This window comes from Rugamonas apoptosis (genome assembly GCF_014042355.1).
GTDB classification, from domain to species: Bacteria; Pseudomonadota; Gammaproteobacteria; order Burkholderiales; family Burkholderiaceae_D; genus Rugamonas; species Rugamonas apoptosis.
Map to the genome: position 1 here is coordinate 222064 of NZ_JACEZU010000010.1, position 26757 is coordinate 248820.

Genomic DNA, 26757 nt, shown 5'->3' on the forward strand with positions numbered 1-26757 from the left:
AAATGACAAAATGCCCGCGTCAGCGAACTGGCGCAGGCATTTCGGTTTAAACCGGGTGGCGCAAAAATTACTTACGCAGGCCGAGTTTAGCGATCAGATCGCGATAACGGGTTGCATCTTTGCCCTTCAGGTAGGACAGCAGGCTCTTACGACGGTTGACCATCATGATCAGGCCGCGGCGCGAGTGGTGATCCTTCGAGTGAGCTTTGAAGTGACCGTTCAGTTCGTTGATGCGTGCGGTCAGCAGCGCAACTTGAACTTCTGGGGAGCCGGTGTCGTTTTGACCACGGGCGTTGTCCGCGATGATGGCGGCTTTGTTGATGTTTTCTACGGTCATGATTTTACCTTTAACATGCGGTGCACGGAGTCTGAACCCTGCGCACCGTGAACTTCAAAAAAATTCCGGCCGAAAGACCAGACCCGCAAGTATATCGGAAAAACAGCGCGCATTGCCAGTGTTGGCTACAATTCTTACTGCCCTTCCTCATTACTTGACGGTGGCGCCATGAAAAATCTGGCTTTTTTGGCAATTTTAGCCGTCCTGGCGACCGCTTGCGCCGGCCGGGGTGGCTGGGGTGTGCCCTCGCTCACGCCGGGCACACCGGAAGCGACCGTGCGCGCCGCGCTGGGCACCCCTACCGCCACCTACCGCGACGGCGTCGATACCTTGCTCGAATATGCGTACGGACCGGCCGGCCAAACCACCTGGATGGCCCGCCTGGACCCACAAGGCCGGCTGGTGTCGTACCAGCAGGTGCTCACCAGCGCCAACTTCGCCACCGTGCGCATCGGCAAGGATGACCGCGACGCCATCCTGCACCGCTTCGGCCGCCCGGCCGAAGTACGGCGTTTCGCCTACAGCCCGTCTGACGTATGGATGTACCGCTACAAGGAACAGGATGTGTGGGATTCCGTGATGTACGTGGAGTTCGCCGCCAACGGCACCGTCGGCAGGATGGTCAACGGCCCCGATCCGGAACGGGAGGAGCGCCGGCGCCATTAACACCGGGCGATACAGGCCGATTCAGGCCGGCTCAGGCCGTGGGCAATATCCGCAGGCCGCCGACCAGACCTTCCGCGCTGCATTCCTCGACGGTCACTTGGGCCACCTGGGCGGACGGCGGCCCGCGCCTGGCCCACACGATGATGGTGTCCATCGCGGCCGGCTCGCCGTGGACGCAAGCTTCCACAGCCCCGTCGCGGCGGTTACGCACCCAGCCATCCAGGCCCAGCGTTTCGGCCTGCCGTGCGAACGCCGCGCGGTAACCGACGCCCTGCACCCGCCCTTCTATCACCAACCGTTTGGCCATCCGCCGCCTCGCCTTGTCGACCGGTGGGGCACGTCATGGCGCACCCCACCCCATGCTACCGCGTTCTGCTATCAGATCTGCGGGTTGACCCGTTCGATCTTCGAATGCAGCTTGTTGAGCGCCGACAGGTAAGCCTTGGCCGAGGCCACGATGATGTCGGGATCGGAGCCCACGCCATTGACGATGCGGCCTTCCTTGGACAAGCGCATGGTCACTTCGCCTTGCGACTGGGTGCCCGTGCTGATGGCGTTCACCGAGAACAGCACCAGTTCGGCGCCGCTGGCGGCCTGGCCTTCGATGGCGTTGACGGTGGCGTCCACCGGGCCATCGCCATGCCCTTCGCAGGTGTATTCCTGGCCGTCGATGGAGAACACCACCTTGGCCATCGGCGTCTCACCCGTTTCGGAACGCTGGGCCAGCGACACGAAGCGATAGTGCTCGCTTTCCTGCGCCTGCTGCTCGTCCGACACCAGGGCCATGATGTCCTCGTCGAAGATGTCGGCCTTGCGGTCGGCCAGTTCCTTGAAGCGGCCGAAGGCGGCGTTCACTTCCGCTTCCGAATCGAGTTCGATGCCCAGTTCCTGCAAGCGCTGCTTGAAGGCGTTACGGCCCGACAGCTTGCCCAGCACGATCTTGTTGGCGGTCCAGCCCACATCTTCGGCACGCATGATCTCGTAGGTTTCGCGCGCTTTCAGGATGCCATCCTGGTGGATGCCCGAAGCATGCGCGAAGGCGTTGGCGCCCACCACGGCCTTGTTGGGCTGCACGGCGAAGCCGGTGATCTGCGACACCATCTTGGAGGCCGCCACGATCTGGGTGGTGTCGATGCCCACTTCCAGGTTGTAATAAGCCTGGCGGGTGCGCAGCGCCATCACCACTTCCTCCAGCGCCGTGTTACCGGCCCGCTCACCGAGGCCGTTGATGGTGCACTCGATCTGGCGCGCGCCGCCTATCATCACGCCGGCCAGCGAGTTGGCCACGGCCAGCCCCAGGTCGTTGTGGCAATGCACCGACCAGATGGCCTTGTCGGAATTGGGAATGCGCTCGCGCAGGCGGCGGATGGTTTCACCGAACATTTCCGGCACGGCGTAGCCCACCGTGTCGGGGAAGTTGATGGTGGTGGCGCCTTCGGCGATCACGCCTTCCAGCACGCGGCACAGGAAGTCCTCGTCCGAACGGCTGCCGTCTTCCGGGCTGAATTCGATATCGTCCGTGAACTGGCGGGCGAAGCGCACCGCGTTCTTCGCCTGCGTGAGCACCTGCTCGGGCAGCATGCGCAGCTTCATTTCCATGTGCAGCGGCGACGTGGCGATGAAGGTGTGGATACGCTTGCGGGCGGCCGGCGCCAGCGCTTCGGCCGCGCGCGCGATGTCGCGGTCGTTGGCGCGCGACAGCGAGCAGATGGTCGATTCGCGCACCGTGCTGGCGATGGCCTTGATGGATTCGAAATCGCCCTGCGAGGCGGCGGCGAAGCCGGCCTCGATCACATCCACGCGCAGCCGTTCGAGCTGCTTGGCGATGCGGATCTTTTCATCCTTGGTCATCGAGGCGCCGGGCGATTGCTCGCCGTCGCGCAGGGTGGTATCAAAGATGATCAGGCGGTTGGACAGGTTACTCATGATGGCTCCGTGGCGTTACATAAAATATCTGTGGGCCGACCGCCCGCCGCAATCAGCGGCGTTCGCTCGGGTCGACCGGCTCATGGCCGGTCTGGATCAGGCTGACCGGCTTGCCCTTGGCCAGGCGCCAGGCCGACACCGCATAGCCCGACAGGCCGTAAGCGATGAAGATCGGGAACAGCACCTTGGGCGGGTCGATCGATACAAGGGCGAACATCAGCGCGATCAGGAACACGGCGATGAACGGCACCGACTTGCGGAAATTGACGTCTTTAAAACTGTAGAACGGCACGTTGGTGACCATGGTCAGGCCGGCGAACACGGCGATGCTCCACGATACCCAGCGCAGTTCGATGCCCGACACTTCCTGGTCCACCATCAGCAGGATGAAGCCGGCCACCAGCGCGGCGGCGGCCGGGCTGGGCAAGCCCTGGAAGAAGCGTTTGTCGACCACTTCGATGTTGGTATTGAAACGGGCCAGGCGCAGCGCGGCGCCGGCGCAATAGACGAAGGCGGCGATCCAGCCCAGCTTGCCCAAGCCGCGCAGCGACCATTCATACACCACCAGCGCCGGCGCGGCGCCGAACGACACCATGTCCGACAGGCTGTCGTACTGGGCGCCGAATTCGCTCTGGGTATTGGTCAAACGGGCGATGCGGCCGTCGAGGCCGTCCAGCACCATGGCGATGAAAATGGCCCAGGCCGAATGCTCGAAGCGCTGGTTCATGGCCATCACGATGGCGTAAAAGCCGCAGAACAGGGCGGCCGTGGTGAAAGCGTTGGGCAGCAGGTAGATCCCGCGCGGACGGGGCTTGACCACGCCCTCAGCCAGCGGCTGGCGCGCAAAGCGGCCCAAACGGGACAGCTTGGGCGCCTTGGCGGCCTGGTTGGTGCCGTTCTTGGCTCTGCGACGGGGGAAATTTGCCATATTGGTCCAATTCTAAGTACCGCGGATGATGCGCGCGTTATTCTTGTCAGCGTGTTGCGCCATCATTATAGTAGACCAGACAACAAAAGAGGCGGTTCAGGCATAACATCGCCCTCCGCCCGGCGTGCGGGCGGCTGGATGTGGCCCATTTGTGGCCAGGCGGCGCGAAAAACGACCGTCCCGGGCCAGTGCCGCGGTGGCGGACCGCCCGTCAGCCGACGGTGGCGGTCAAGCGCAAGGTGGCGGGCGCGCCATGGTCACGCCCCGCCCCATCGAGCTTGAACAAGCCCACCACCTGCGACAGCCGCCCCGCCTGGCTTTGCATGGCTTCCGAGGCAGCCGCCGCCTGCTCCACCAGCGCCGCGTTCTGCTGCGTCACCTGGTCCATCTGGCTGATGGCGATGCTGATCTGCTCGATGCCGCTGCTCTGTTCCTGACTGGCCAGGGTGATATCGCCGATGATATCGCTCACCTTGCGCACGCTGGTGACAATATCGCGCATGGTGCTGCCGGCCGCGCTCACGTACTGGCTGCCCGCCTCCACCCGCTCCACCGAGGCGCCGATCAGCGCCTTGATTTCCTTGGCGGCGCCGGCGGAACGGTGGGCCAGGTTGCGCACCTCGCTGGCAACGACGGCGAAGCCGCGCCCCTGCTCGCCGGCGCGCGCCGCCTCCACGGCCGCGTTCAAGGCCAGGATATTGGTCTGGAAGGCAATGCTGTCGATTACGCCCACGATGTCGACGATCTTGCGCGACGAGTCGGTGATTTCATCCATGGTCCCCACCACCTGGCCGATCACCTGGCCGCCCTTGGCCGCCACCGCCGATGCCGATTCGGCCAGCGCGTTGGCCTGCATGGCGTAATCCGTGTTTTGTTTGACGGTGGCCGTCAGCTGCTCCATCGAAGCCGCCGTCTCCTGCAGCGAACTGGCCTGCTGCTCGGTACGCGACGACAGGTCCTGGTTGCCTGCCGCGATCTCGCCAGTGGCCACGGCGATGGTGTCCGTGCCGGAGCGCACCTGGCCGACGATGCTGACCAGGCTGGCGTTCATCTTTTGCAGGGCCGCCATCAACCGTCCCGTCTCATCGTTGCCGCGCACGACGATGGTGCGGGTCAGGTCGCCGCCGGCGATGGCGCCGGCCAGTTCCACCGCCTCGTTCAGCGGCACCGTGATGGCCCGCACCAGCCAGTAGCCAATGGCGGCCGCCAGCAGCAAGCCGACCACCACACCGGCCAGGCACCAGTTGCGGATCCAGTGGTAGCGCTGGTCGGAGGTTTGATAGGTGTCGCGCGCCACGTCGAGTTGCAGGGCGATCAGTTCGTCGATCGCGCGGCGCAGCGGCACGAAGGTCTGCTCCATGCGGCCCTGCACCAGTTCCACGGCCTTGGCCTGATCGTCCGCACGCAGCGCCGCCACGACGGGCAGCAAGCCTTGCTGCAGAAAGACGGCGCGGGCGGCTGCGGCCTGCCCGGCCAGGCGCTCCTCGTCCGGCGTGAGCGTGGTGGCCATGTACTCGCCCCACACTTTGCCCACTTGCTGCACGTTCGATTCGATCTCGTCCACCAGACGTTTCACTTTTTCCGGTGGCGCCGTCAGCGCCTTGGCGGCGTTGGTCTGGTTGGCGCTGAGCAGCCGCACCACCTGGTCCAACTGCCCCAGGCAAACGAGCCGGTCGGCGTACATGGATTGCATGGAGTCATTTGCCAGATACAGCCCGACGATGCCAACCACGGCGCCAAACACCAATTCCAGCGACAAAAAAGAGATGACGATAACCAGACGGGTTTTAATGGTGAGATTCTTCAGCATGATGTTCTCCGTTGAGTCAGCGTTTCACCTGCGGAAAAACAGGCGCTCTAACACAGCATGCCTTTCCCTTCGGTCAAAAAACATGCTCTAAAACAAGATCAACGCAAGAAGTCATCAGCTGGCTCGCCAGGCCCGGTCACCGGCTTGGAAACTAGCGAAAACGTACCTTCCCTACAACGTGCATTTGCAAGGTCGTCTCGCCGGGTTCGAAGCTGGGTTCGGCCACTTCCGCGCTGTCGGCCATTTTCGCGGCCCGCATCAACATGGGCGCGGCCCGCTCGGGCTGGGCGTAGTTGCCGGAACCTTCAAAGTCGATGGTGTCGAGCACGGCGTCGCCGACCTTGCGGCCCATGGCGTTGGCGATCGAGACGATGCGCTCGTTCAGGTTCTGGTAGGTGGCGGCGATGCGCTGGTCGTCCAGCTTCTTGGTCGTTTCCGGCGTCAGGCCGAAGTTCAGGCTGTTCAAGGTCAGTATGCGCTGGGCGGCGGCCACCGTCTTGGGCAGCGTATCGAGGCTGGTGGTGGTCACCTGCAAATACTGGCCCACCCGCCAGGCGGTCGGCACGCGCGGGCGCGGCGCCGCACCGTTGGGCATGGGGCGGTCTTCCGGGTAGACGGGATAGGTGTAATAGCCCTGCGTCTTCAGGCTGGCGCGCGGGTCGTGCTGCCTGACGATGTCGATGCCCTGCTTCATTTTCAGGTTAACGCGCGACGCGGCGGCGGCCTTGTCCTTGTCCTGCTCCTCGACGGCCAGGGTGATGACGGCCAGGTCGTTGGCCTGTTTGACTTCGCCGTAAGCAGGCACGACGACGAGCGTGCCGGAGGTCGGCAATTGTTCCAGCGGTGCCGCCTGCGCGGCCAGGGCGACGGAAACGGCGGCGGCCGCCGCGAGTTGATGAATGACGGTCATGGCGAGCTCCAGGTTGAAATATCGACAAGCAGCACTGTACCGCATCGCGCCGCCACGACCGGTAACACATGGTGAGCGTTTGTAACAACCTTCAAGCATGGTCAACATGCCGCTTTCGCGCAGATGCTGAAATGGGTATTGCAGACCATCCCACGCCAGCGATGCTCAACCGCTAGATTCGCTCGGCGACTTCCGGCAAGCTTGCCCCGCGCTGTTTTTGTATCTACAATAATTATGCGTATAACCTTCGATAGAAGCAAACGCGACAAAACATTGATTGAGCGCGGCTTGGACTTTGCCGACGCCCAACATGTTTTCGCTGGCCTAACTTTTGAAATCGAGGACACACGCAAAGAGTACGGCGAACGACGCATTATTTGCTACGGCCTGTTGTCGGGCTGCATGGTGGTGATAGGCTACGCGCCGCGTCTCGCCGCACGCCACGTTTTCAGCATGAGGAAGGCCAATGAACGCGAAAAGAAACGCATCGGTCCACTCCTTGGGGTCGGATCTGACGAAGGTTGATGCCCATCGCATTCAGCCCGAAGAATACAGCGAACTACCGGAACTGACCGACGACATGCTGGCACGCGGCAAAGTGAAAAAGGGCGGACGCCCCCGGCTCGCCAATCCGCGCCAGCTGATTTCCATCCGCCTGCCTGCGGACGTGATCGCCCGCTGGAAAGCCACCGGCCCGGGCTGGCAGACACGCATGGCCGAACGCCTGAGCGACATTTGAGCACCAGGCTGCACGCAAAGGACGAAAAAAAACCGGGAACATGTCCCGGTTTTTCGTATTGCGAAGGTACTGCTTAGTTCTTCGACTGATCGACCATCTTGTTCTTGGCGATCCAAGGCATCATGGCGCGCAGTTTGGCGCCCACTTCTTCGATCTGGTGCTCGGCCGTCAGGCGGCGGCGCGAGATCAGGGTCGGGGCGCCGGCCTTGTTTTCCAGGATGAAGGACTTGGCGTATTCGCCGGTCTGGATGTCCTTCAGGCACTGGCGCATGGCGTTCTTGGTGTCTTCCGTCACCACTTTCGGGCCCGTCACGTACTCGCCGTATTCGGCGTTGTTCGAGATCGAGTAGTTCATGTTGGCGATACCGCCTTCATAGATCAGGTCAACGATCAGTTTCAGTTCGTGCAGGCACTCGAAGTAAGCCATCTCAGGCGCGTAGCCGCCTTCGACCAGGGTTTCGAAACCGGCTTTGATCAGTTCCACGGCACCGCCGCACAGCACGGCTTGTTCGCCGAACAGGTCGGTTTCGGTTTCTTCACGGAAGTTGGTTTCGATGATGCCGGCACGGCCACCGCCGTTGGCCGAAGCGTACGACAGGGCGATGTCGCGGGCGATGCCGGACTTGTCCTGGTACACGGCGACCAGGTGCGGCACGCCGCCCCCCTGGGTGTAGGTGGCGCGCACGGTGTGGCCTGGGGCCTTCGGTGCGACCATGATCACGTCCAGGTCGGCGCGTGGCACGACTTGGCCGTAGTGCACGTTGAAGCCGTGCGCGAAGGCCAGCACGGCGCCTTGCTTGGCGTTCGGTGCCACGTTTTCGTTGTAGACCTGGGCGATGTTCTCGTCCGGCAGCAGGATCATGATGACGTCGGCGGCTTTGACGGCGTCGTTCACTTCCGCCACTTTCAGACCGGCCTTCTCAACCTTGGACCACGAGGAACCACCCTTGCGCAGGCCCACGGTGACGTTGACGCCGGAGTCGCTCAGGTTTTGCGCGTGGGCGTGGCCCTGCGAGCCGTAGCCAATGATGGCCACGTTTTTGCCCTTGATCAGGGAGAGGTCAGCGTCTTTGTCGTAGAAAACTTTCATGATAATTCCTATATTTGGGGTATTGTTTGTTTGATGCCGTGCGTCGGGGACGTCCGGTTAAACCTTGAGGATGCGTTCGCCGCGTCCAATGCCGGAACCGCCGGTACGGACCGTCTCCAAAATGGAGGCGCGGTCGATCGAATCGATGAACGCGTCGAGCTTGCCCTTGTTGCCGGTCAGTTCGATGGTGTAGGTCTTTTCCGTCACGTCGATGATGCGGCCACGGAAGATGTCGGCGGTGCGCTTCATTTCTTCGCGCTCCTTGCCGACGGCGCGCACCTTGATGAGCATGAGCTCACGTTCGATGTGGGCGCCTTCGGTCAGATCAACCACCTTGACCACCTCGATCAGGCGGTTCAGGTGCTTGGTGATCTGCTCGATGATGTCATCCGAGCCGGTGGTGACGATGGTCATGCGCGACAGGGTCGCGTCTTCCGTCGGCGCCACGGTCAGCGTTTCGATGTTGTAGCCGCGGGCCGAGAACAGACCCACCACGCGCGACAGCGCGCCGGCTTCGTTTTCCAGCAATACAGAGATAATGTGTCGCATCTTATAAGTCCTCCGAACCCAACAGCATTTCGGAGAGCCCTTTGCCCGCCTTCACCATCGGCCATACGTTTTCAGATTGATCGGTGATGAAGTTCATGAACACCAGCCGGTCTTTCATGCCAAACGCGTCCTTGAGCGCGCCTTCCACATCGCCCGGTTTCTCGATGCGCATGCCAACGTGGCCATACGCCTCGGCCAGCTTCTCGAAGTTGGGCAGCGAATCCATGTAGGACTCGGAATAACGCGAACCGTAGTCGATCTGCTGCCACTGCCGCACCATGCCGAGGAAGCGGTTGTTGAGCATGATGATCTTCGGCGTCAGGTGGTACTGCTTGCAGGTCGCCAGCTCCTGGATGCACATCTGGATCGAACCTTCACCCGTGATGCAGGCGACGGTGGCGTCCGGATTGGCCATCTGCACGCCCATGGCGTACGGCAGGCCGACACCCATGGTGCCCAGGCCGCCCGAGTTGCACCAGCGCTTGGGCTTGTCGAACGGGTAGTACTGGGCCGCCCACATCTGGTGCTGGCCCACGTCGGAAGTGATGAAGGCATCGCCCTTGGTCACTTCCCACAGTTTTTCCACCACGGCCTGGGGTTTGATCACCAGGTCGGACGTGGTATAGGCCAGGCACTTGCGGCCGCGCCATTCGTTGATCTGCTTCCACCAGTCCTTGAGCGCGGGCGCGTTGGGCTTGGTTTCGGCCGCGTCGAGCTGGGCCAGGAATTCGACCAGCACGTCCTTGACGTTGCCGACGATGGGAATATCAACCTTGACGCGCTTGGAGATCGACGATGGATCGATGTCCACGTGGATGATCTTGCGCGGGTGGCTGGCGAAGTGTTTCGGGTTGCCGATCACGCGGTCGTCGAAGCGGGCGCCGATGGCGATCAGGACGTCGCAGTGCTGCATCGCCATGTTCGCTTCGTAGGTACCGTGCATGCCGGGCATGCCGACGAACTTTTCGTCGCTGGCGCGATAGGCGCCCAGGCCCATCAGCGTGTTGGTGACGGGGAAGCCCAGCTTGTCGACCAGCTTGTTCAGTTCCGGTGCCGCATTGGCCAGGATCACGCCGCCGCCCGTGTAGATCATGGGGCGCTCGGCTTGCAGCAGCAGCTGCACGGCCTTGCGGATCTGGCCCGCATGGCCTTTATCAACCGGTTTGTAGGACCGCATCTCGACCTCTTTCGGGTACGAGAACGTGGTCTTGTGCATCGAGATATCCTTCGGAATATCGACCAGCACAGGACCGGGCCGGCCGGTGCGGGCGATGAAGAAGGCTTTCTTGATGGTTTCCGCCAAGTCCTTGACGTCCTTGACGAGGAAATTGTGCTTGACGACGGGACGGGTGATACCGACCGTATCGCACTCCTGGAACGCATCCTGGCCGATCGCGTGGCTGGGCACCTGGCCCGAAATGACCACCATCGGGATCGAGTCCATATAGGCGGTCGACAGGCCCGTGACGGCGTTGGTCACACCGGGACCGGAAGTCACCAGGGCGACGCCGATTTTCTGCGAGCTGCGCGAATAGGCATCGGCGGCGTGGATCGCGGCCTGCTCATGGCGAACGAGGATGTGCTGGAATTTGTCTTGCTTGAAGATGGCGTCGTAAATGTACAGAACGGCACCGCCCGGGTAGCCAAAGACGTGCTCAACGCCCTCTTCGGCCAGGCAGCGCACGACGATTTCCGCGCCTGTGAGTTGGTTTCCTGCTGCTTCGGTATTCATAAAACATTCCTTTCAAGGTCCATTGGAGATTGATCGGATGCTCTGTCCTGTCGAAGTATGCGTACTGCCACAGCGTCGTCCAGCTGCCCTTTTCGATGCGCTCACGGTGCCTCTTCCGCTCACCGTAGGGAGCGTACAAGGCGTCGCTGGACGCAATTTCGTTAGGCTGGAGTATTCTGCAGCGGTTGTGCGTACCTCTCGCGCTTGTGGCGCGGGTTAGAGCAAACTGCCTACATATGAAAGCGCGTCCAATCGATTGCGGCGTTGTGTGCCAGCGGCGACCAGACCATAGAGCTTCGGGGTGTTCAAAGCTCCCATACGGTAACACCAGCACGGCCGTTTGAGCAAGCGAAATCATGCGCAAAGCGCCATTCTGGTGCGCCGGCATGCGAAAACCATGCAGAAATGGTCAATTTTTGCTAGCATGCGCTCAGTTTACGAAACGTTACAATACGTCACACGCACCACTCCCGGCCCTCGCGCCCCAGATGCCGGCATCCCCGGCCAAACGCTCCACGACGCATGGCAACAGACAAAGAATTATCCGACTTTCTAGAAAACGTCGAGCGGCGCGCCTTTAAACAAGCCGTCTATGCGGTACGCAAGGACGAATCGGCCCTGGATATCGTGCAGGACGCGATGATCAAGCTCGCCGAGAAATACGGCGACAAGCCGGCCGCCGAGCTGCCCATGCTGTTCCAGCGCATCCTGCAGACCACCATCCTCGATTATTTCCGCCGAGAAAAAGTCCGCAACACCTGGGTCAGCCTGTTCTCCGGCCTGGGCCCCTCGGGCGACGAGCATGAGGACTTTGATATACTGGAATCCTACGAAGCCGAACAGGGCACCGCGGCCGCCGAGTCCAGCGCCGACCAGGTCGAACGCCAGCAAATGCTGGCCTTGATTGAAAATGAGGTACAAAAACTGCCCGCGCGTCAACGGGAAGCCTTCCTCATGCGTTACTGGCAAGATATGGACGTGGCCGAAACGGCCGAAGCGATGGGTTGTTCCGAGGGGAGCGTCAAAACGCATTGCTCACGAGCAACCCACACACTCGCCGAGGCACTGCAGGCCAAGGGAATAAAACTATGAACACCGAAGACCTCAATTTCGCATACAAGGTGCGGCACAAGCTCAACGAGCGGCTCGACGAGTTGCCGGCATCGACCACCGACCGGCTGGCGCAAGCCCGCAAGGCGGCCCTGGCCCGCAAGAAGGCCGATGCCCCGTTGCGCGTGAAGCAGGCGGCGCTGGCCACGGCGACCGCCGGCGGCGCGCGCGGCCTGGGCGGCTACTTCGCCCAGCCGTTCTCGTGGCTGGGCCGGGCCAGCATGGTGATCCCCCTGCTGGTGCTGGTGACGGGCCTGATCGGCATCTACCAATACGAACAGCAGCAGCGCATCGCCGAACTGGCCGAGCTGGACGCGGCCGTGCTGTCGGATGAATTGCCCCTGTCGGCCTACCTGGACCACGGCTTTAACGCCTACCTCGCCCAAAGCGAGCAATAAGCATGACGGGTTTCAGCAGTCAGGCAAAACTGGGCATGGCGGTGGCGGCGGGCGTACTGGCGGCGCTAGCCGGCACGGTCTGGGTCGGCACACGCCCGCCACCGGCGGCGCCGGTGGCCAGCGCCCACACGGCTGCCGCAACCAGTGCCACCGCTACCGGCAAGCCCGGCGCTGGCGGCAAGCAGCATGGCGCCGCGCCCAAGGCACTGGACAAGCCCCTGTGGAAGGATCTGACTGACCTGCAACGACAAGCCCTGCTCCCCCTGCAAGTGGAATGGGACCAGATGGAAGGCTTGCGCAAGCAAAAATGGCTGAAGATCGCCAACCGCTATTCGTCCATGACGGAAGACGAGCAGGCCCGCGTGCGCGATCGCATGAATGAATGGGTGCGCATGACGCCGGAACAGCGGCGCCAGGTCCGTGAAAACTTCGCCCGCGCCCAGAAAATCGGCCCCGGCCATAAATCGGCCCAGTGGGAAGAATATCAACAGCTGCCGGACGAACAGAAGAAACAGCTGGCCGAGGCGGCCGCCCAGAAAAAGCAGGTGGCCAACCTGCCGACGCTGGAACAGAGCAAGATGAAGACGGTGGCGCCGATCAAGAAGAATGTGACGCCGCCGCCATCGATCGCGCCGATCACGGCCACACCAACCACGCCAGCGGTACCGGCGGCACCGGCCGCCGCGCCTGGCGCTACGGCGCCCGCCACCGGCGCGCCTGCCGCCGCCATGCCGGCCGTTTCCGCCCCGGCGGCTGCGGCTGCGCCCGCGGTAGCCCCATCGTCCAGCAGCACCACCCCGGCCGCCCCGCCGGCCAGCACACCCGCCCCAACGAATGTCAAATAGTCCCACCCCGGCTGCCAGCAGCCAGCCCGTGCCTACCGTGGCGCGCCGCCTGATCTCGATGGTATATGAAACCCTGCTCGGCCTGGCCGTGCTGTTCCTGCCGTTCCTCGTGTTCGAGATCGCCACCCAGGCCAGCCACGCCAAGGTGATCGAACACATGCGGCAGGCGCTGGCCTTCCTCGTGCTGGGCGCCTACTTCATCCATCAATGGAGCCGTGAAGGCCAGACCCTGGCCATGCGCACCTGGCGCATCAAGCTGGTGATGCCGGGCCGCGAGCACGTCCCGCTGCAAGCGGCCGCCGTGCGCTACCTGCTGGCCTGGCTGTGGATCGTGCCGGCCGCACTGCTGGACTACGCGCTGGGACTGGAACACTGGCAGGCGATCGCTGTACTGGGCGCCGGCATCCTGGCCTGGTCGGCCACGGCCTTGTTCGACAAGGACCGCCAGTTCCTGCACGACCGCCTGACGGGCACCCGCCTGGTGCAACTGCCCAAGCCCGAGAAAAAGAAAAAGGCCGCCTGAGGGCGACCTTACACCGCAACGAGCAAAAAACGGGGGTCAGTTCCGGCAACCTGCCAAATTGGTGGCACGGTGCCGGAACTGACCCCGCTTTTTTAGAACCGTTCGTACGGCTGCAGATAGCGCCATTCGCCCACCGGCAAGCCGGCCATGGCGATGCGGCCGATGCGGATGCGCTTGATCGCCACCACGCTCAATCCGACCTGCTTGCACATGTGCTCGATCTGGCCCGGCTGCACACCCTTGAGCGCGAAGCGCAAGCGCTTTTCGTTCTGCCAGCTGACCTTGATCGGCGGCAACGGCTTGCCGTTGAAGGTGAGGCCGTGGTTCAGCTTCGCCAGGCCATCTTCCGCAATCTGCCCCGCCACTTCCACGATCAGTTCCTGCTCCATGCGGGCCGCGTCGTCCACCAGCTTGCGGGCCACACGGAAGTCTTGCGTGAACACCAGCAAGCCGCTGGCCATGGTTTCCAGCGGATTGGTCAGCGTCAGTCCCGCCAGGTGGCGCTTGAGGAAACGCTGGCCGCGGGCATCGGCCGTCAGCGTGTCGGCACGCAGGCAGGTGAGCGCGGGCACGCCTTGCTGGCCCACGCCGGCGTTGATGCCGGCCGGCTTGTGCAGCAGCAGCGTGACCGGCACCAGTTCCAGCAGCGTCGCATCCGGTGAGATGACGACCGTCTGCTCCGGCGCCGCGCGCGCGCCCGGTTCCTCGACCACCTCGCCATCCACGCTGACCCAGCCGCCTTCGATGTATTGTTCGGCCTCGCGCCGCGAACAGGCGCGCATTTCGGCCACGCGCTTGGCGAGACGGATGGAGTTGTCTTTGCTGGTATCGGTCATTGCTTCAATCAAATCGGGGGAAATACCCATTGTACCCGCCAGCCCTGGCGGGTGGCGGGCAACAACGGCGGGCGGTGTGCGCTACCGGATCAGGCGTTGGCCCGGGCCACCTGTTCGGTGAAGAAGCGGCTGCCCATCTCTTCCAGTCCCAGCGTTTCCAGCACTTCCTGCAAGCGCTCGGTGGGACGGTTGCGCGGCAGGTTCTTGTAGGTGGCGATGATCAGTTCATTCTTCATCGAATGCTCCCAGCCCACCAGCTCCGTCACGTTGACGTGGTAGCCGTGCGCTTCCAGTTGCAGGCAGCGCAGCACGTTGGTGATCTGGCTGCCGAATTCACGGGTGTGAATCGGATGGCGCCAGATTTCCGTCAGCGCGCTCTTGGCCAGCGCCTTGCCCTTGTTCTTCTTCAGCACGGACGCCACTTCGGCCTGGCAGCACGGCACCAGCACCATATATTTGGCCTTCTTCTTCAGCGCGAAGTGGATCGCGTCATCGGTCGCCGTGTTGCAGGCGTGGAGCGCGGTGACGACGTCGATCTGTTCCGGCAGCAGCTTCGATTCAGTCGATTCGGCCACCGACAGCGGCAGGAAGGACATGCCGGGGAAGTTGAATTTCTTCGCCAGTTCCTGCGAACGGGCCACCAGCTCTTCGCGCGTTTCGATGCCGTAGATGTGCGAGTCGTCCTGCAAGCCCTTGAAGAACAGGTCGTACAGGATGAAGCCCAGGTAGGACTTACCGGCGCCATGATCGACCAGCGAAATGCCGGGACCGCCCTCGCCCCGCTCGGCCTGCAGTTCCTTGAGCAGCGGCTCGATGAACTGGTACAGGTGATAGACCTGCTTGAGCTTGCGCCGGCTGTCCTGGTTCAACTTGCCGTCGCGGGTGAGGATGTGTAGTTCCTGCAGCAGCGCGACGGACTGGCCGTCGCGGATTTCCGGCATGGTGGCGGTGCTGGTGGTGGCGGCCAGCGGCACGGACTTGGCCGCCCGGTTATCAGCGCGCTTCATCGATCCACGCCGATTGAATCGCTTCCAGGATCTTCTCGCCGCCACGGGTGTGGTCGTCGTCGAAGCCTTCCAGGTCCACTACCCAGTTATGCAAATCGACGAAGCGTATGGTGGCCGGGTCGATGTCCGGGTACTTGTCGTACAGCGCTTCCGCGATGGTGCTGATGTCAGTCCATTTCATATCGCCCCCGGTCTTAATGACCGCCCTCGCTGGCATGGTTGATGGTGTACTTGGGGATTTCGATAACCAGGTCTTCCTCGGCCACGATGGCCTGGCACGACAGGCGCGACGACGCTTCCAGGCCCCAGGCCTTGTCCAGCATGTCTTCTTCCGTCTCGGTCGCCTCGTTGAGCGAATCGAAGCCTTCACGCACCAGCACGTGGCAGGTGGTGCAGGCGCAGGATTTCTCGCAGGCGTGCTCGATGTGGATGTCATTTTCGAGCAGGATGTCGCACACGGACTTGCCGGCGGGCGCTTCGATCACGGCGCCGTCAGGGCACAGTTTGGCGTGTGGCAGGATGACGATTTGTGGCACTTGTTACCTCTATCTGTTCAATTCGGTCCGCCGGCCCGCATGGGCGGGCGGCGGAGTATGGTGATTACACTACCTGGTCCAGCGACTTGCCGGCCAGGGCGCTGCGCACGCTGCGGTCCATGCGGCGCGATGCGAATTCCTCGGTGCCGTTGGCCAGCGCCTCGACGGCCGCTTTCACGCCGCTGTGGTCCAGCGTACCGGCCGACGATTGCGCGATGGCGTCGCGCACTTGCTGCATCAGCGCGTCCACGGCGGCGCGTTCTGCGCCGTCCAGCAGGTTGCCGTCTTCGTCCAGCGCGGACTGGGTGGCCAGGAGGATGCGCTCGGCCTCCACCTGCTCCTCGCGCAAGGCGCGCGCCACCATGTCGACGTCGGCCGACGTGTAGGAATCCTGCAGCATGCGCGCCACGTCGTCGTCACCCAGGCCATAGGCCGGCTTGACGGTGATCGCCGCTTCCACACCCGAGCGCAGTTCGCGCGCCGACACCGACAGCAGACCATCGGCATCGACCTGGTAGGTGATGCGGATGCGCGCCGCGCCCGCCACCATGGGCGGAATGCCGCGCAGTTCGAAGCGGGCCAGCGAACGGCAGTCCGACACCAGTTCGCGCTCGCCCTGCAGCACGTGCACGGCCAGCGCCGTCTGGCCATCCTTGAAGGTGGTGAACTCCTGCGCGCGCGCGCATGGGATGGTGGAATTGCGGGGGATGATCTTCTCGACCAGGCCACCCATGGTTTCGATGCCGAGCGAGAGCGGAATCACGTCCAGCAGCAGCCAGTCGTCGCCAGGCGCGCGGTTACCCGCCAGCAGATTGGCCTGGATGGCCGCGCCCAGCGCCACCACCTTGTCCGGGTCGATATTGGCGTGCGGGATGGTGTGGAAGAATTCGCTCACAATGCGCTGCACGTGGGGCATGCGCGTGGCGCCGCCCACCATGACCACGCCGTCCACGTCGTCGGCGTCCACGCCGGCGTCGCGCAATGCCTTTTTGATCGCGTTCATGGTCTTGGCGACCAGGTGCCTGGTGATCTCGTGGAAAGTGGCTGCCGTGATGCGCAGGTGGACTTCCTCGCCCGAGCCCAGTATCGCGTCCACCGTCACTTCATCCTTGGTCGACAGCAGTTCCTTCGCTTCGCGCGCCTTGACCATCAACACGGCCGTGTCCTCGTCGGACAGGGGCGCCAGCTTTTCCTGCTCATGGATCCAGCAGAACAGGCGGTGGTCAAAATCGTCGCCGCCCAGGGCCGAATCGCCGCCAGTCGACAGCACTTCGAACACGCCCTTGGACAGCTTGAGAATCGAGATGTCGAAGGTGCCGCCGCCCAGGTCATACACGGCGTACAGGCCTTCGGAACCGTTATCGAGGCCGTAGGCGATGGCGGCCGCCGTCGGCTCGCTCAGCAGGCGCAGCACGTTCAGGCCGGCCAACTGGGCCGCGTCCTTGGTGGCCTGGCGCTGGGCATCGTCGAAGTAAGCGGGGACCGTGATCACGGCGCCCACCAGGTCGTCGCCCAGCGAATCTTCGGCGCGCTGGCGCAGCGTGGCCAGGATCTGGGCCGAGATCTCCACCGGACTCTTGATGCCGGCGATGGTCTTCAGCTGCACCATGCCGGGCGTGTCCTGGAAATCGTAAGGCAGGTTTTCCGCGTAGGCGATGTCCTGCAGCCCGCGGCCCATGAAACGCTTGACGGAGACGATGGTGTTCTTGGGATCGGTGGTCTGCGCGGCCTGCGCCTTGTAGCCGATGTTGGCATGGCCGTTGGGCAGGTAGCGCACCACGGACGGCAGCAGCGGGCGGCCGTCTTCATCGTTCAGCACTTCGGGAATGCTGTTGCGCACGGTGGCGACCAGCGAATTGGTGGTGCCCAGGTCGATACCCACCGCCAGCCGGTGCTGGTGCGGTGCGGTCGACATGCCAGGTTCAGAAATTTGCAGAAGTGCCATTTATGGTTTCATGCCTTGCGGCTCTGATTAAAAGTATGCGTTGAGATGGTCGCCAGGCACCGTCGTACGCCGGACGCCACCACGGGCCGCCGGCGCGGGGCCGGGCGCCGCCCTGCCCGCGCCTATGCGTCCTCTAACTGATGGAACGCCAGGTCGATCTCATGCTTCATCTTGTCGATGAACATCAGCGCGCGGATATCCTGCGCGGCGGCGTGGAAATCGTTGCCATCGAGGTGCACGGCGATGTCGAGCAAGCGGCCCTTGCGGTCGTTGCGCAATTCACGGTCCAGCGCCTCCAGCGCGCCCAGGTCCTTGCCGGCACGGGCTTCGCCCAGCGCCTCGCGCCATTCCATCTGCTGCATCAGGAAGGTCATCGGCATGGCCGTGTTGGACTCCGTCTGCAAATCCACGCCATTGAGCTCGCACAGGTACTGGGCGCGCTTCTGGGGATTCTTCAGGGTCTGGTAGGCTTCGTTGGCGCGGGTGGCCCACTGCATGGCGACGCGCTTCTCCGCATCGGTGGCATTGACGAAACGGTCGGGATGGACCTGGCCCTGGACGTCGCGGTAGGCGGCGTCCAGCACGCCCTGGTCGAGCGTGAATTGCTGCGGCAGGTGGAACAGTTCGAAATGGTTTTGCATGGCTGGGGTCTATCCGGGTCTATTCGTCGGCTGCCGTATCAATCGCAAGACCGCGGCGCAAGGAACGCGGGGCTCAGATGCGGAAGCTTTCGCCGCAGCCGCACGCGTCCTTCTCTTTCGGGTTGTTGAACTTGAAGCCTTCGTTCAAGCCCTCGCGCGCGAAATCGAGCTCCGTGCCGTCGATATACGGCAGGCTTTTCGGATCGACGAATACTTTTACGCCAAACGATTCGAACACATGATCCTCCTGCGCCGCCTCGTCCACGTATTCCAGCTTGTAGGCCAAACCCGAGCAGCCGGTGGTGCGCACGCCAAAGCGCAGGCCCACGCCCTTGCCGCGCCGTTCGATGTAACGGTTGATGTGCTTTGCCGCTTTTTCGGTCAGTGTGATTGCCATGCATTTCTCCTGCCGGCATCGACCTGTTCGTCAATGCCGGTGTCAAACAAGTTTAAGCCGCTGCGACCGGGTGCTTGGTCTGGTAATCGAGCACGGCGGCCTTGATGGCGTCTTCCGCCAGGATGGAGCAGTGAATCTTCACCGGCGGCAGCGCCAGTTCTTCCGCGATCTGGGTGTTCTTGATGGCCAGCGCCTGGTCCAGCGTCTTGCCCTTGACCCATTCGGTCACCAGCGAGCTCGACGCGATGGCCGAACCGCAGCCATAGGTCTTGAACTTGGCATCTTCGATCAGGCCATCGGCGCCGACCTTGATCTGCAGCTTCATCACGTCGCCGCAGGCCGGTGCGCCCACCATACCGGTGCCGACGGTTTCATCGCCTTTTTCGAACGCGCCCACGTTGCGGGGGTTTTCGTAGTGGTCCAACACTTTTTCCGAGTAAGCCATTTTGATGCTCCTAAATAGTCTGAATTCGTGCGCGCGGTGCGTTTAGTGCGCCGCCCATTGGATCGAATTGATGTCGATCCCCTCTTTGAACATATCCCACAGCGGCGACAGTTCGCGCAGCTTGCCGACCTTGGACTTCATCAGGTCGACGGCGAAGTCGATGTCGGCCTCGGTGGTGAAGCGGCCGATGGTGAAGCGGATCGAGCTGTGCGCCAGTTCGTCGCTGCGGCCCAGGGCGCGCAGCACGTAGGACGGTTCCAGGCTGGCCGAGGTGCAGGCCGAACCGGACGACACGGCCAGGTCCTTGACGGCCATGATCAGCGATTCGCCTTCCACGTAGTTGAAGCTCACGTTCAGGTTGTGCGGCACGCGGTGCGCCATGTCGCCGTTGACGTAAGTCTCTTCGATTTCCTGCAGGCCGGCGGCCAGGCGGTCGCGCAGCGCCTTGATGCGCACGATCTCCTCGTCCATCTCCAGCTTGGCCAGGCGGAATGCCTCGCCCATGCCCACGATCTGGTGGGTAGGCAGGGTGCCCGAACGCAGGCCGCGTTCATGGCCACCGCCGTGCATCTGCGCTTCCAGCCGCACGCGCGGCTTGCGGCACACGTACAGCGCGCCCACGCCTTTCGGGCCGTAGGTCTTGTGGGCCGTGAAGGTCATCAGGTCGACCTTGGTCTGTTGCAGGTCGATGACCACCTTGCCCGTCGCCTGGGCGGCGTCGCAGTGGAAGATGATGCCTTTCGAGCGGCACAGCGCGCCGATTTCGTCGATAGGCTGGACCACGCCGATCTCGTTATTGACCAGCATGACGGAGATCAGGATGGTGTCCGGGCGGATCGCCGCCGTCAGCTGTTCGATCGAGATCAGGCCGTTGTCCTGCGGGTCCAGGTAGGTCGCCTCGAAGCCCTGGCGTTCCAGTTCGCGCACCGTGTCCAGCACCGATTTGTGCTCGGTCTTGACGGTGATGATGTGCTTGCCCTTGGTCTTGTAGAACTGCGCCGCGCCTTTCAGGGCCAGGTTGTTGCTCTCGGTGGCGCCGGAGGTCCAGATGATTTCACGCGGGTCGGCATTGACCAGCGCCGCCACGTGGCCGCGCGCCTCTTCCACCGCCTTTTCCGCTGTCCAGCCGTACATGTGGCTGCGCGAGGCGGGATTGCCGAACTGCTCACGCAGGTAGGGAATCATCTGGTCGGCAACACGCGGATCGACCGGCGTGGTGGCCGAGTAGTCCATGTAGATCGGGAAGTGCGGGGCGGTATGGAACTGGACCTGCGCGACGTTTTTTTCAGGGGCATTCATCTAGTTACTCCAAAGCGTGACAACTTATTTTGAGGCTAACCGCGGCGCGGTCTTCAGCCCATCGCGGCGTGGTTGCGATGCAGCACCACCACATTCTGTTCGGCGTTCTTCAGTTTCTGCTGGTCGACCAAGTCCTGCAGCGATACGGAATCGAGGTAGTCGACCATCTTCTCGTTCAGCGTGGCCCACAGTTCGTGGGTCATGCAACGGGCGCCACTGGCCGCGTCGGCCCCATGGCAGTTTTCCTTGCCGCCGCACTGGGTGGCGTCCAAGGGCTCATCGACGGCGATGATGATGTCGGCCACCGTCACCTTGTCGGCCCGGCGCGCCAGGCTGTAGCCGCCGCCGGGGCCGCGGATGGACTCGACGATTTCATGCCGGCGCAGCTTGCCGAACAACTGCTCCAGGTAGGACAGCGAGATGGCCTGGCGCTGGCTGATGCCCGACAACGTGACGGGGCCTTTGCCCTGGCGCATGGCCAAATCAATCATCGCAGTCACGGCAAAACGGCCTTTTGTGGTCAGACGCATCACTACCTCGGTTCAACTCGGTTAGAATATCGCTACTCAACTAGCCAAAAAAAACCTGATTAGTTGATCGATTTAGTCAAGTATATCAAACTTTGCGTAAGTTTGTCAGGCGAGGCTTTGTCCTGCCGCCAGCAGCCGCATGGGGCCGAACAAGCCATGCATGGCCGTGTTGCCGATGAAACTCAGGTTGTAGGGATGCTCGCAACATACCTGTGGAAAACCTTTCATCACCGACAACTTATTCAACTGTTCAGCGATCTTTCCCCATAGCACCACTACCGGCGCCGGTTCGGCCAGCCGGGCCAGTTCCGCCATCACGGTTTCGAAGAACGGCAGCCATGCTTTGGCGTCGCGCGCCGGCGCCACATGGGGCCGGAACACCAGCGCCGCGTTGAGCAGCAGAAATCCTTGAGTAGTCAACTTTTCCTGCATCTGCGCCAGGGTCTGGATATGGCCGCCCTGGCGGGCCCGCTCGGCCACGGCCGCCAGCGCGGGACCGGCCGTGTTGTCGGGCGCCAGTTGGCCGTCGGCCACCAGCAGCATCTTCATGAAATTGCGCAGCGAAGTGGCCTTGTTGACGGGCTTGGACAAGCCGCCGCCCGCCTCGTCCGACCACAGGCTGCCGACCGCGCCGTCCATGAAGCACACCCCGGTCGCGCTCTCGGCGCGCGGATAGGGCCCCTCGCCCACCAACACATAGCGCACCTGGTCCAGCGGCAGCGCGAAGGCGGCGAACAGGCGCTGCTCCGTCGGCAGGTAATGATCCTGGGCCAGCGCCGGCAAATAGGCCGGATCGGCCGCCATCATCGCTTCCAGTCCTTTGCGCAGGATAGGCCGCCAGGACGCGTGGGCGCGCGCGAGCGCGTCGGCGATGGGTGCGGGGATGGTCATGGCGATGCAGGCGCAATGCGGGCGCGGGAGGGGAAAGGCGAAATTGTAACGCAGCGCGCGGACGACCGCTTGACGCTCACATTTTGCGCTCACGTCTTAAGCTCACCTCTTGCGCCCGCGTAGGTCACCACGCTTGCGCCCGCGGCGACAATATAGCAAGATTGTCATGTTGTTTACGCCAGTCGCACCGTCCATTCCACCGCAGAGGCAAACCGTGGCAAACCCTGACATTTCCAAGCTCAAGATCGAACGCGGCCCGCAGGCGCAGATAACGGGCGCACACCCCCGCCGGCGCTGGCTGCGCTGGGTGGTGGTGGCCGTGGTGGTAGTGGGCGCGGCGGCCGTCGTGTCGCGCCAACTGGGCGGCGCGGCCAACGTGGAGACGGTCACGGTGGCCCTGGCCTACCCGTCCCAGAACTACACCCTGCTCAACGCCACCGGCTACGTGGTGGCGCAGCGCAAGGCGGCCCTGTCTTCCAAGGCCACGGGACGGCTGGAATGGCTGGGCGTACTGGAAGGCAGCCATGTGAAAAAAGATGAAGTGGTGGCGCGGCTGGAAAACCGCGACGTCAGCGCCACGCTGGGCCAGGCCAAGGCCAACGTGCAGGTGGCCCAGGCCAACCTGGCCCAGGGCCAGGCCGAGTTGCAGGACGCGCAGGCCGCCTTCAAGCGCAGCGCCGAACTGCTGCAGCAGAAATTCATCGCCACCGCCACCTACGACGCGGCCCAGGCCCGCCTGAACAAGGCACGCGCCAACATCGCCGGCTACCAGGCCGCCATCGCCGCCGCCAAGGCCGGCGCGCAGTCGGCCCAGGTGGCGCTGGACCAGACCCAGATCCGCGCCCCGTTCGACGGCGTGATCCTGACCAAGAGCGCCAACGTGGGCGACAACATCACCCCGTTCTCGTCGGCCGCCGACAGCAAGGGCGCCGTGGTCACCATCGCCGACATGAGCACGCTGGAGGTGGAGGCCGACGTGTCCGAATCAAATATCAGCAAGATCCGGGTCGACCAGCCGGCCGAGATCCAGCTCGACGCCTTCCCCGAGCTGCGCCTGGAAGGCACCGTGTCGCGCATGGTGCCCACGCTGGACCGCAGCAAGGCCACGCTGCTGGTCAAGGTGCGCTTCGCCGCGCCCGACAGCCGGGTGCTGCCCGACATGAGCGCCAAGGTGGCCTTCCTGTCCAAGCCGGTGCCGGCCACCGAGCGCGCGCCCGTGGTGGCGGTGCAGCCGGGCGCCATCGCCACCCGCGACGGCAAAGCCGTGGCGTTCGTGGCCGACGCGGGCAAGGTGCATCAGGTGCCCGTGACGGCCGGCGCCAAGGTGGGCGAACTGGTGGCCGTGCAAGGCGTCAAGCCCGGCGACAAGCTGGTGCTCAACCCGGCCGCCAACCTGCGCGACGGCCAGGCCATCGCACTGGCGAAGAAGTAAGCCATGCCGCCTATCGTCCAGATCGAACACCTGGTCAAGTCCTACCGGCGCGGCGGCCAGGTGGTGCCGGTGCTGACCGACATCAGCCTGTCCATCCAGGCCGGCGACTTCACGGCCCTGATGGGTCCCTCCGGTTCCGGCAAGAGCACGCTGCTCAACCTGATCGCCGGCATCGATAAACCGGACAGCGGCCTGCTGCGGGTGGACGGCCTCGATATCGCCCGCATGAGCGAGAGCGCGCTGGCACGCTGGCGCGCCGCCCATGTCGGCTTCATCTTCCAGTTCTATAACCTGATGCCGGTGCTGACCGCGTTCGAGAACGTGGAACTGCCGCTGCTGCTCACGCCCCTGTCGCGGCGCGAGCGGCGCGAACGGGTGGAGCTGACGCTGGCCATGGTCAACCTGTCCGACCGCATGGACCACACGCCCAACGAACTGTCGGGGGGCCAGCAGCAGCGGGTGGCCATCGCCCGCGCCATCGTCACCGACCCGGCCCTGATCGTGGCCGACGAACCGACCGGTGACCTGGACCGGACGTCGGCCACCGAAGTACTGGCCCTGTTGCAGCGCCTGAACCGGGAACTGGGCAAGACCATCATCATGGTCACCCACGACGCCAACGCGGCCGCCGCCGCGCGCAGCATGGTGCACCTGGATAAAGGCGAGCTGCTGGCCGAAGGGGTGGCCTGACGCATGGTGGCCCCGCTCTACACGCTGCAGCTGATCGCCAAGAACGCCTTGCGCCACAAGCTGCGCACGGCACTCACGGTGCTGGGGCTGGTGGTGGCCACACTCTCGTTCGGGCTGCTGCAAACGGTGATCGACGCCTGGTATGCGGGCGCGGAAGGCGCGGCCAACACCACGCTCGTCACCCGCAACAAGACTTCGCTGGTATTCCCGCTGCCGCTGTCCTACCAGGCCCGTATCCGTGGTGTGGAAGGCGTCAAGGCCGTGGGCTACGCCAACTGGTTCGGCGGCGTGTACCAGGATCCAAAGAACTTCTTCGCGCAATTCGCCATCTCCGGCCAGAGCTACCTCGACATCTATCCCGACTACCTGCTGCCCGAGGAGCAGCGCGCCGCCTTCCTGCGCGACCGCAAGGGCGCCATCGTAGGCCGCAAGCTGGCCGACCAGTATGGCTTCAAGGTGGGCGACGTGATTCCCATCCGGGGCACCATCTATCCCGGCCAGTGGGAGTTCGTGGTGCGCGGCATCTACGACGGCCGCCAGAGCGGCACCAACACCTCCACCATGTTCTTCCACTGGGATTACATCAACGAGACGATCAAGAAAATATCGCCGCGCCGCGCCAACCAGATCGGCGTGTATGTGGTGCAGATCGGCCAGCCGGAAAACGCGGCCGCCATCTCGGCCGCCGTCGACAACCAGTTCCGCAACTCGCTGGCCGAGACGCTGACGGAGACGGAAAAGGCGTTCCAGCTAGGCTTCGTGTCCATGTCGGAAGCGATCGTGGTGGCGATCCGCGTCGTGTCCTACGTGGTGATCCTGATCATCATGGCCGTGATGGCCAACACCATGGCCATGAGCGCGCGCGAGCGGCTGGGCGAATACGCCACGCTCAAGGCGCTCGGCTTCGGCCCCGGCTTTTTGGCGCTGATGATCTTCGGCGAATCGCTGCTGCTGGCCCTGTGCGGCGCCGGGCTGGGTATCGCCCTGCTGTTCCCGGTGGCGGCCGGTTTCGCGGCCAAGATGGGCACCATGTTCCCCGTGTTCGACGTGTCGGCGCAAACCGTACTGCAACAGGTGCTGGCCGCGCTGGCGATCGGCGTGGTGGCGGGAATCGCCCCCACCATCCGCGCCAGCCGCGTCAACATCGTCGAAGGCTTGCGCAGCATCGGATGACGCCATGAAAATCCCGCTCTCCTACATCGCCCGCAACCTGTGGACCCGCCGCCTGACCACCGGCCTGACGGCGGCTGGCCTTGCGCTGGTGGTATTCGTGTTCGCCACCGTGCTGATGCTCGACGAAGGCTTGCGCAGTACGCTGGTGACCACCGGCGAGTACGACAACGTGGTGGTGATCCGGCGCGCGGCCGACACCGAGATCCAGAGCGGCATCGAGCGCACCCAGGCCAACATCACGGCCAGCCACCCTGCCATTGCACGGGGGCCGGACGGCCAGGCCATGCTGTCCAAGGAGACGGTGGTGCTCATCTCGCTCAACAAGCGCGACTCGGACAAGCCGTCCAACGTCATCATCCGCGGCGTGGACCCGCGCGGGCTGCAACTGCGGCCCCAGGTGCGGCTGACCAGCGGACGCATGTTCCATCCGGGCGCCTCCGAGATCATCGCCGGCGCCAGCATCGCGCGCCGCTTCGCCGGCGCCGGCATCGGCGAAAAGCTGCGCTTCGGCCAGCGCGAATGGACCGTGGTGGGCCTGTTCGACGCCGGCAACAGCGGCTTCGATTCCGAAATCTGGGGCGACGCCGACCAGCTGATGCAAGCGTTCCGCCGCAACGCCTATTCCGCCATGGTGCTGCGACTGGCCAACACCAACAACTTCGACGCGTTCAAGAGCGACATCGAAGGCGACCCGCGCCTGACGCTGGAGGCCAAGCGCGAACAGGTGTTCTACGCCGACCAGTCGAAGGCGCTGTCGAACTTCATCAGCATCCTCGGGTTGACGCTGTCGGTGATCTTCTCGATCGGGGCCATGATAGGCGCCACCATCACCATGTACGCGTCAGTGGCCAACCGGGTGGGCGAGATCGGCACCTTGCGCGCGCTGGGCTTCCAGCGCCGCAGCATCCTGGCCGCGTTCCTGACGGAAGCCATGCTGCTGGCCCTGCTGGGCGGTGCGGCCGGGCTGGCGTTGGCCTCGCTGATGCAGTTCCTGTCCTTCTCCACCACCAATTTCCAGTCCTTCTCGGAGCTGGCGTTCGGCTTCAAGCTCAGCGCCGCCATCGTCGTCAAGACGCTGGTGTTCGCCCTCATCATGGGCATGGTGGGCGGCTTCCTGCCCGCCGTGCGCGCCGCCCGCATGCGCATCGTGGAAGCCTTGCGAGCCGCCTGAACGGCCCCGCCGCTGCCGTTACGCCCCCTCTGCCCCTCCGCTGCGCCCTGACAGCCGCCCCCTGATCCCCGTTACTATATACAGACCTTGATCCTCAAGGTTTTGGCCAGCCAAGTTCGGCATGATTGTTGCCCCCAGTCGTCCATGATCCGGGGGGTGTTGTCACCGGACTTGGTGGGTGGCTGGTGATCGCTGATAGGG

Annotated in this window: 31 protein-coding genes; 11 read left to right on the top strand and 20 right to left on the bottom strand. The window is 63.6% G+C overall.

Annotated features, from left to right (window positions below):
- Positions 1-67: 67 nt before the first annotated feature.
- Entirely contained in the window at positions 68-337 is a 270-nt protein-coding gene (gene rpsO, locus H3H39_RS20130; protein WP_173594619.1) for a 30S ribosomal protein S15, read from the bottom strand.
- Positions 338-523: 186 nt separating this feature from the next.
- Here rpsO and H3H39_RS20135 point away from each other — a divergent pair, with 186 nt between their 5' ends.
- Complete coding sequence (locus tag H3H39_RS20135) at positions 524-1003, top strand: hypothetical protein (RefSeq protein ID WP_229218149.1); 480 nt, start codon at positions 524-526, stop codon at positions 1001-1003.
- 31 nt (positions 1004-1034) lie between these two features.
- Here the strand turns inward: H3H39_RS20135 and H3H39_RS20140 are convergent, their stop codons facing one another.
- The 5 genes from H3H39_RS20140 to H3H39_RS20160 all read right to left on the bottom strand — a co-directional run bounded on the left by H3H39_RS20140 (position 1035) and on the right by H3H39_RS20160 (position 6577).
- Positions 1035-1310 (bottom strand): acylphosphatase, encoded by a 276-nt coding sequence (locus H3H39_RS20140; RefSeq protein WP_182155840.1) that lies wholly within the window; start codon positions 1308-1310, stop codon positions 1035-1037.
- A 71-nt stretch (positions 1311-1381) separates the two neighbouring features.
- Entirely contained in the window at positions 1382-2929 is a 1548-nt protein-coding gene (locus tag H3H39_RS20145; RefSeq protein WP_182155842.1) for a 2-isopropylmalate synthase, read from the bottom strand.
- Positions 2930-2981: 52 nt separating this feature from the next.
- The gene (gene pssA, locus H3H39_RS20150) at positions 2982-3857 is read right to left on the bottom strand and encodes a CDP-diacylglycerol--serine O-phosphatidyltransferase (RefSeq protein WP_182155844.1); all 876 of its coding nucleotides are present in this window, start codon (positions 3855-3857) and stop codon (positions 2982-2984) included.
- A 211-nt stretch (positions 3858-4068) separates the two neighbouring features.
- Positions 4069-5667, bottom strand: coding sequence for a methyl-accepting chemotaxis protein (locus tag H3H39_RS28405; RefSeq protein WP_182155846.1), 1599 nt, complete (start codon positions 5665-5667; stop codon positions 4069-4071).
- A gap of 151 nt (positions 5668-5818) precedes the next feature.
- The gene (locus tag H3H39_RS20160; protein WP_182155848.1) at positions 5819-6577 is read right to left on the bottom strand and encodes an SIMPL domain-containing protein; all 759 of its coding nucleotides are present in this window, start codon (positions 6575-6577) and stop codon (positions 5819-5821) included.
- Positions 6578-6811: 234 nt separating this feature from the next.
- Between H3H39_RS20160 and H3H39_RS20165 the strand changes: the two genes are divergently transcribed.
- Both H3H39_RS20165 and H3H39_RS20170 read left to right on the top strand, forming a co-directional pair.
- Positions 6812-7102, top strand: a complete 291-nt coding sequence (locus H3H39_RS20165) for a BrnT family toxin (protein WP_182155850.1) — start codon at positions 6812-6814, stop codon at positions 7100-7102.
- A complete protein-coding gene (locus H3H39_RS20170; RefSeq protein ID WP_182155852.1) occupies positions 7044-7316 on the top strand; it encodes a BrnA antitoxin family protein in 273 nt (90 codons plus the stop codon). Before H3H39_RS20165 ends, H3H39_RS20170 begins: the two co-directional genes overlap by 59 nt.
- A gap of 73 nt (positions 7317-7389) precedes the next feature.
- Here H3H39_RS20170 and ilvC read toward each other — a convergent pair whose 3' ends face one another.
- From ilvC to H3H39_RS20185, 3 genes are read right to left on the bottom strand one after another with little or no spacing between them, the layout of a single operon-like run.
- Positions 7390-8406 (bottom strand): ketol-acid reductoisomerase, encoded by a 1017-nt coding sequence (gene ilvC / locus H3H39_RS20175; protein ID WP_182155854.1) that lies wholly within the window; start codon positions 8404-8406, stop codon positions 7390-7392.
- A 57-nt stretch (positions 8407-8463) separates the two neighbouring features.
- The gene (ilvN, locus tag H3H39_RS20180; RefSeq protein ID WP_182155856.1) at positions 8464-8955 is read right to left on the bottom strand and encodes an acetolactate synthase small subunit; all 492 of its coding nucleotides are present in this window, start codon (positions 8953-8955) and stop codon (positions 8464-8466) included.
- A 1-nt stretch (position 8956) separates the two neighbouring features.
- The gene (locus H3H39_RS20185; protein ID WP_182155858.1) at positions 8957-10687 is read right to left on the bottom strand and encodes an acetolactate synthase 3 catalytic subunit; all 1731 of its coding nucleotides are present in this window, start codon (positions 10685-10687) and stop codon (positions 8957-8959) included.
- A 522-nt stretch (positions 10688-11209) separates the two neighbouring features.
- On the opposite strand from H3H39_RS20185, the gene H3H39_RS20190 reads away from it, so the two are divergent.
- From H3H39_RS20190 to H3H39_RS20205, 4 genes are read left to right on the top strand one after another with little or no spacing between them, the layout of a single operon-like run.
- Positions 11210-11779, top strand: a complete 570-nt coding sequence (locus H3H39_RS20190) for an RNA polymerase sigma factor (protein ID WP_182155859.1) — start codon at positions 11210-11212, stop codon at positions 11777-11779.
- Complete coding sequence (locus H3H39_RS20195; protein WP_182155861.1) at positions 11776-12195, top strand: DUF3619 family protein; 420 nt, start codon at positions 11776-11778, stop codon at positions 12193-12195. The genes H3H39_RS20190 and H3H39_RS20195 overlap by 4 nt, the downstream gene beginning before the upstream one ends.
- A gap of 2 nt (positions 12196-12197) precedes the next feature.
- Positions 12198-13040 (top strand): DUF3106 domain-containing protein, encoded by an 843-nt coding sequence (locus H3H39_RS20200; protein WP_229218150.1) that lies wholly within the window; start codon positions 12198-12200, stop codon positions 13038-13040.
- Complete coding sequence (locus tag H3H39_RS20205; protein ID WP_182155863.1) at positions 13030-13563, top strand: RDD family protein; 534 nt, start codon at positions 13030-13032, stop codon at positions 13561-13563. Before H3H39_RS20200 ends, H3H39_RS20205 begins: the two co-directional genes overlap by 11 nt.
- Positions 13564-13655: 92 nt before the next feature.
- Here H3H39_RS20205 and H3H39_RS20210 read toward each other — a convergent pair whose 3' ends face one another.
- The 11 genes from H3H39_RS20210 to H3H39_RS20260 all read right to left on the bottom strand — a co-directional run bounded on the left by H3H39_RS20210 (position 13656) and on the right by H3H39_RS20260 (position 22090).
- Positions 13656-14399, bottom strand: coding sequence for an rRNA pseudouridine synthase (locus H3H39_RS20210; RefSeq protein WP_182155864.1), 744 nt, complete (start codon positions 14397-14399; stop codon positions 13656-13658).
- Positions 14400-14488: 89 nt separating this feature from the next.
- The gene (locus H3H39_RS20215; protein WP_182155866.1) at positions 14489-15406 is read right to left on the bottom strand and encodes a class I SAM-dependent methyltransferase; all 918 of its coding nucleotides are present in this window, start codon (positions 15404-15406) and stop codon (positions 14489-14491) included.
- Positions 15393-15587, bottom strand: a complete 195-nt coding sequence (gene iscX / locus H3H39_RS20220; protein WP_182155868.1) for a Fe-S cluster assembly protein IscX — start codon at positions 15585-15587, stop codon at positions 15393-15395. Before iscX ends, H3H39_RS20215 begins: the two co-directional genes overlap by 14 nt.
- Positions 15588-15600: 13 nt before the next feature.
- Positions 15601-15942 carry an ISC system 2Fe-2S type ferredoxin gene (fdx, locus tag H3H39_RS20225; RefSeq protein ID WP_182155870.1) on the bottom strand — a complete coding sequence of 114 codons (342 nt, stop codon included), beginning with the start codon at positions 15940-15942 and terminating at the stop codon, positions 15601-15603.
- Between the two features lie 64 nt (positions 15943-16006).
- The gene (hscA, locus tag H3H39_RS20230; protein WP_182155871.1) at positions 16007-17887 is read right to left on the bottom strand and encodes a Fe-S protein assembly chaperone HscA; all 1881 of its coding nucleotides are present in this window, start codon (positions 17885-17887) and stop codon (positions 16007-16009) included.
- A gap of 122 nt (positions 17888-18009) precedes the next feature.
- Positions 18010-18528 (bottom strand): Fe-S protein assembly co-chaperone HscB, encoded by a 519-nt coding sequence (hscB, locus tag H3H39_RS20235; RefSeq protein ID WP_182155873.1) that lies wholly within the window; start codon positions 18526-18528, stop codon positions 18010-18012.
- Between the two features lie 73 nt (positions 18529-18601).
- Positions 18602-18925 carry an iron-sulfur cluster assembly protein IscA gene (gene iscA / locus H3H39_RS20240; RefSeq protein ID WP_182155875.1) on the bottom strand — a complete coding sequence of 108 codons (324 nt, stop codon included), beginning with the start codon at positions 18923-18925 and terminating at the stop codon, positions 18602-18604.
- A 52-nt stretch (positions 18926-18977) separates the two neighbouring features.
- Positions 18978-19370 carry a Fe-S cluster assembly scaffold IscU gene (iscU, locus tag H3H39_RS20245; RefSeq protein WP_182155877.1) on the bottom strand — a complete coding sequence of 131 codons (393 nt, stop codon included), beginning with the start codon at positions 19368-19370 and terminating at the stop codon, positions 18978-18980.
- Positions 19371-19412: 42 nt separating this feature from the next.
- Positions 19413-20669: an IscS subfamily cysteine desulfurase gene (locus H3H39_RS20250; RefSeq protein WP_182155879.1), complete on the bottom strand. Its 1257-nt coding sequence runs from the start codon at positions 20667-20669 to the stop codon at positions 19413-19415.
- A gap of 53 nt (positions 20670-20722) precedes the next feature.
- Positions 20723-21199 carry a Fe-S cluster assembly transcriptional regulator IscR gene (iscR, locus tag H3H39_RS20255; RefSeq protein ID WP_182155881.1) on the bottom strand — a complete coding sequence of 159 codons (477 nt, stop codon included), beginning with the start codon at positions 21197-21199 and terminating at the stop codon, positions 20723-20725.
- A 105-nt stretch (positions 21200-21304) separates the two neighbouring features.
- A complete protein-coding gene (locus H3H39_RS20260; RefSeq protein ID WP_182155883.1) occupies positions 21305-22090 on the bottom strand; it encodes a uracil-DNA glycosylase family protein in 786 nt (261 codons plus the stop codon).
- A 214-nt stretch (positions 22091-22304) separates the two neighbouring features.
- Between H3H39_RS20260 and H3H39_RS20265 the strand changes: the two genes are divergently transcribed.
- Genes H3H39_RS20265 through H3H39_RS20280 form a run of 4 tightly spaced genes read left to right on the top strand, consistent with a single transcriptional unit; the run spans position 22305 to position 26556 of the window.
- Entirely contained in the window at positions 22305-23522 is a 1218-nt protein-coding gene (locus H3H39_RS20265; RefSeq protein ID WP_182155885.1) for an efflux RND transporter periplasmic adaptor subunit, read from the top strand.
- A 3-nt stretch (positions 23523-23525) separates the two neighbouring features.
- The gene (locus H3H39_RS20270) at positions 23526-24212 is read left to right on the top strand and encodes an ABC transporter ATP-binding protein (protein ID WP_182155887.1); all 687 of its coding nucleotides are present in this window, start codon (positions 23526-23528) and stop codon (positions 24210-24212) included.
- Between the two features lie 3 nt (positions 24213-24215).
- Positions 24216-25385, top strand: a complete 1170-nt coding sequence (locus tag H3H39_RS20275) for an ABC transporter permease (RefSeq protein ID WP_182155889.1) — start codon at positions 24216-24218, stop codon at positions 25383-25385.
- A 4-nt stretch (positions 25386-25389) separates the two neighbouring features.
- Positions 25390-26556 carry an ABC transporter permease gene (locus H3H39_RS20280; protein ID WP_182155891.1) on the top strand — a complete coding sequence of 389 codons (1167 nt, stop codon included), beginning with the start codon at positions 25390-25392 and terminating at the stop codon, positions 26554-26556.
- Positions 26557-26757 lie beyond the last annotated feature (201 nt).